Raw genomic sequence first — 4,698 nt, 5'->3', positions numbered from 1 at the left:
CCTACACCACCACCACCGGCGCCGGAGGCACCGAAACCATCAACCTCAACGGCAACGCCCGCTACATCCGCATGTACGGCACCCAACGCGCCACCACCTGGGGCTACTCCCTCTGGGAACTCCAAGCCTTCACCACCGCAACAACGGGTGGCAACGACGCGTTCTGGGGCGACACCAGCACGATCCCTGCCGCGCAGAACGTCGTCATGGTGAAGATCCTCAACCGGACCAACGGCCAGTACCCCGACAGCCAGGTCTACTGGAGCTTCAACGGGCAGACGCACTCCATCGCGGAGCAGCCCTACCTCGACATGCCGGCCAACTCCGCCGGGCGAATGTACTTCTACCTCGGCTCACCGAACAGCAAGTACTTCGACTTCATCGAGTTCACCGTCGGCGCGAACGTCTTCAACGGCAACACCACCCGCGTCGACGCATTCGGCCTGCCCATCGCCATGCGCCTGCACACCAAGGACGGCTACGACGTAAAGGTCGGTGAGACCCAGCAGGTGTTCACCGAGAGCCGGAACCAGCTCTTCCAGGACTTCGTCGATGCCGTGCCGCAGGAGTTCAAGGTCCTCGCTCAGACCCAGGCGCCCTACCGGATCATCGCGCCGGGCAGCGACCCGACCTTCCAGGCGGGTGGCGCCAACGCGAACTACTTCACCAACTATGCCAATTCCGTGGGCGTCAACGCAGCCACATCAGACATCTTCGGCTGCGCCGGCCCGCTGGCCGACCAGCCCGGCGAGTGTGCAGCGTTGAACCGCCACGTTGCCACTCTCCCGCAGTCGCAGTGGTCAGACCCGGGCCAGTACTACGAGGGCGCACCCGCGAACTACTACGCGAAGTTCTGGCACGACCACGCCATCGACAACCTCGCCTACGGGTTCCCCTACGACGACTACGCGGGCCAGTCCTCGTTCATCACGCATGGCGACCCGCAGTGGCTGGAGGTGGCTGTCGGCTGGTAATCCCCGAAACGGTCTGACGTGCCCTTCCCCTCACGGAAGGAGCCCGCTGACCGCGAGAGCGCGACCGGTTCCGGCACCCTGACGTGCCGGAACCGGTCGCTTTCACGAGACCCACCGCAGCACTGAGAACGCCCTCCAACTCACCCCAATTTCGCTGGCACAAGCCGCATGACCCGTGTCCGGGATTCGGGGGCAAGGCCCGCCCACCATCAGCCCAACAAGCTGAAACGGGCCGCCAGTTGCACTGACGAGCCATCATGAAATGCCGAGGTTCGGCTACGGGCGGCCGGAAGGCCGGACTCAACGGCAGCGCGGCTCGGTTGGGAGCCAGCGATCCCCGTTCCAGCACGCCGACATCCACGCCACGATCCGGAGGACCTCGCTCGACCGTCCAGGAGGACGTCACATGGCCGCCGCGGGCACGGGCACGGCGCGTCACAAGATGAGCGATGAGGCGCAATAGCGAGGAAATGGGCCTTCTGGCCAGTGGAAACATTGTCGGGCGACAGTCGTGCGACCGAACATGACGGGAGGCAGAGCTGATGTTTCACCTTGGCTGGTTCATGGGCAGCGGGTTCAGCGTGCAGACCTGGCAGGGGGATCCCTGGGCGGGCAACACCGGCCACGACTGGATGAAGGGCGACCTGTTCGTCGACCTGGCCGCCGCTCTGGAGCGGGCGCGCTTCGACTATCTACTGGTGGAGGACACCAGCATGATCGAGGACGCGTACGGCGGATCCACGGAGACCACCCTGAAGTACGGCCTGCTCGGGCCCAAGAGCGACCCGGTCCCGCTCATCCCGCTGCTCACCCAGCGCACGAAGCACATCGGCGTCGCGGTCACGCTGTCGACGAGCTTTTACCACCCGTACATGGCCGCTCGCACCATGACGACGCTGGACCACCTCACCGACGGACGGGTCGGTCTCAACGTCGTCACAGGCAGCAGCAGACGCGCCGCACAGCAGTACGGCTACGAGGACCTCCAACCCCACGCCGAGCGCTACCAGATGGCGCACGAGTGGATGGACGCGGTGAACGCGCTGTGGGAGTCGTGGGAGGAAGGGGCGGTCCTCGTGGACCAGGAGACCCCGCGCTACGCCGACCACACCAAGGTGCACCCGGTCGACTTCGTCGGGAAGTACTTCAAGACCCGCGGTCCGCTGAACACGATCCCGGGTCCCCAGCGCCGACCGGTCATCGTCCAGGCCGGTGCTTCCCAGTCCGGTCGCGACCTGGCCGCGAAGCACGCGGAGTCGATGCTCGCACACGGCAGCAGCATCGAGTCGATGAAGGCCTTCCGCGAGGACATGCATCGGCGGATGAAGGAGTACGGCCGGGACCCGAGCACACTCAAGATCCTTTTCCTCATCGACGTGACGCTGGGGGAGACCGACGCGGTTGCCCAGGCCCGCGACGAGGCGCACAAGGAGCACATGCGCAGCGACGCCGCCGTCGAGCGCCGGCTCTGGGGGCTCAGCTACTCCTCCGGCGGCACGCATGACTTCTCGCAGTACGACCTCGATGGACCGGTGCCGGACGTGTGGGGCAACGGCGAGACCAGCACCTTGCGGAACTTCGTCGAGCGCGGCCAGGGGCTGTCGCTCCGCGAGGCGATCGCCACGATCGACACCCACTCCGGTCTCGGTTTCGTCGGGTCGCCCGACACTGTCGCCGCGAAGATGGGTGAAGCGATGGACGAGGTCGGCGGCGACGGGTACCTGCTCTCGCCGACGGTCACCCGTCGCAACATCGCCGAGATCGCAGACGGGCTCGCCCCGGCGCTCCGCAAGCGTGGCCTGATCAGGGACGGCTACAACCACTCGACGTTCCGAGAGAACCTCCTCGAATTCTGACAGACCTCACCTGTCAACGCTGATCGCAAGCCGACGTCGCCATGGGCCTGAGATTCGACTCGGCCCCGTTCAGATATCCAGGAGTGACCGTGTCTCAGTCATCCCCACTTCTCCCCGAGCTCGATCGGCGAGGATTCCTCAGGCTCAGTGCGATCGCCGGTGGCAGCGTCGGTCTCGCATCGCTGCTGGCCGCGTGTGGTGCCGGTGGTGCCAGCAGGTCGGGTGACAGCCTGACCCTGACGATGCCGTTCCTGGAGGACATGCAGGTCCCCGACCCTGACATCATGTACGAGGGCGAGGGCGTCCAGGTGATGCACGCCGCCTACGAAGGGCTCTGCCAGTACAAGCCGGGCACTAACACGGTGATCCCGTTGTTGGCGGACTCGTGGACCCTCTCGCCGGACAACTGCACGTACACCTTCAAGCTGAAGCCGAACGTGAAGTTCCACGACGGCACGATCGTGGATGCCGCCTCGTGGGTCGCCGCGTTCGACCGGCGCGCGAGGGTGAACCAGGGGCCGGCGTACATGGTGCAGGGGATCGCGAAGGCGACAGCCCGGGACGCGACCACTCTGGTCGTGACCTTGAAGTCGCCGAACCAGGCGTTCCTGCACTACCTGGCGTGTCCGTGGCATCCCATGGCGACCAGCCCGACGGCCGTCACCAAGTACGCCAAGGGCGACGACCTGGCCCAAGGGTGGATGAAGACCCATGACGCCGGCACGGGGCCGTTCGAGATCGCCGAGTTCGTGCCCGGAAGTCACTACACGCTGACCAAGTTCAAGGACTACTGGGGCGGTGACGTCGGGTTCGACACCATCCGGATCCAGATCACGCCCAACGTATCGACGCAGAAGCTCCAGTTGGACTCCGGCGCCTTCGACATCGTGACCAAGGGCCTCGCGGTCCCCGACGTGCTGCGGTACCGGAAGAACAAGAACTTCAACGTCCCGATCACGATCGGCGGCACTGGCAACGCGATCTGGCTCAACTTCAACCGGCCGCTCTTCGCCGACAAGGCGCTGCGCCAGGCGCTGGTCAAGGCGATAGACCGCAAGAAGATCGTCGACACCGGTTTCGGTGGCCTGACCGAACCGCAGAAGGGCTACTGGCCCGACCTGCTCCTCGACCCGAGCGCGGTGCCCCTCGACGACACGATCGACACAGCCACCTGCAAAGCCCTGGTGGCCGGCCTCCCGGACAACAAGGTCGACCTGGCCTGGGGCGCGAGTGGCGGCGAGCCCATCCACCAGATGGCCAACCAGCTCCAGATCCAGCTGGCGGCGCTCGGCTTCCACGCGACGGTGCGTCAGCTCCCTACGGCCCAGGAGTTCGACCTGGCGAACCAGCCGCAGTCCAACCGGCCGGACATCCTAGTGGACTTCATGGGTGGCGACGCGCTGCACCTCGACACGGTGCTGCGGATCCTGCTGCGCACCGGGGCGAAGCCGCTGAACTTCTTCGGTTACAGCAACCCTGAGCTGGACAAGCTGATGGACCAGGCCATCGCCCAGCCCACATCCGAGAGGATGAACGCGATATACCTCCAGGCGACGCGGCTTCTCATGGACGACGCGATCTACGTCATGCTTTGCAACACTCCGTACCCGATCGTCGCGCACAACTATCTGTCCGATATCGAGCTGGACTCCGATTACCCGGAGATCTTCGACTCGTCGAAGATCAAGCGGAAGGCGTGACCAACGGAGCAGCCGGGTCGCCGGTCAGGGCCCGGCGCCACCCATTTCGTCGTACACAATGGAGGAAGGCCCGGGGATCATCCCCCGGCCGTGCGCCAGAGTGTAAGACGTGTGCTGGGGGCGATGGGCGCGGCGCGAGCTGGTGGTCGGTGGGCCTGTGGTACACCA

3 protein-coding genes are annotated in these 4,698 nt (G+C 65.5%); all 3 read left to right on the top strand.

Annotation, left to right across the window (positions count from 1 at the left end):
• Positions 1 to 974, top strand: a 974-nt coding sequence (locus AB0M29_RS44965; protein ID WP_365393616.1) for a glycoside hydrolase family 64 protein, incomplete at its 5' end; no start/stop codon positions are given.
• A 542-nt stretch (positions 975 to 1,516) separates the two neighbouring features.
• The gene (locus AB0M29_RS44960) at positions 1,517 to 2,830 is read left to right on the top strand and encodes an NtaA/DmoA family FMN-dependent monooxygenase (RefSeq protein ID WP_365393614.1); all 1,314 of its coding nucleotides are present in this window, start codon (positions 1,517 to 1,519) and stop codon (positions 2,828 to 2,830) included.
• An 89-nt stretch (positions 2,831 to 2,919) separates the two neighbouring features.
• Positions 2,920 to 4,530 carry an ABC transporter substrate-binding protein gene (locus tag AB0M29_RS44955; RefSeq protein ID WP_365393612.1) on the top strand — a complete coding sequence of 537 codons (1,611 nt, stop codon included), beginning with the start codon at positions 2,920 to 2,922 and terminating at the stop codon, positions 4,528 to 4,530.
• The last annotated feature ends 168 nt before the right edge of the window (positions 4,531 to 4,698 follow it).

The sequence above is a fragment of the Streptomyces sp. NPDC051976 genome (genome assembly GCF_040680795.1).
Lineage (GTDB): Bacteria > Actinomycetota > Actinomycetes > Streptomycetales > Streptomycetaceae > Actinacidiphila.
This window is presented reverse-complemented; position numbering and strand designations above follow the sequence as displayed.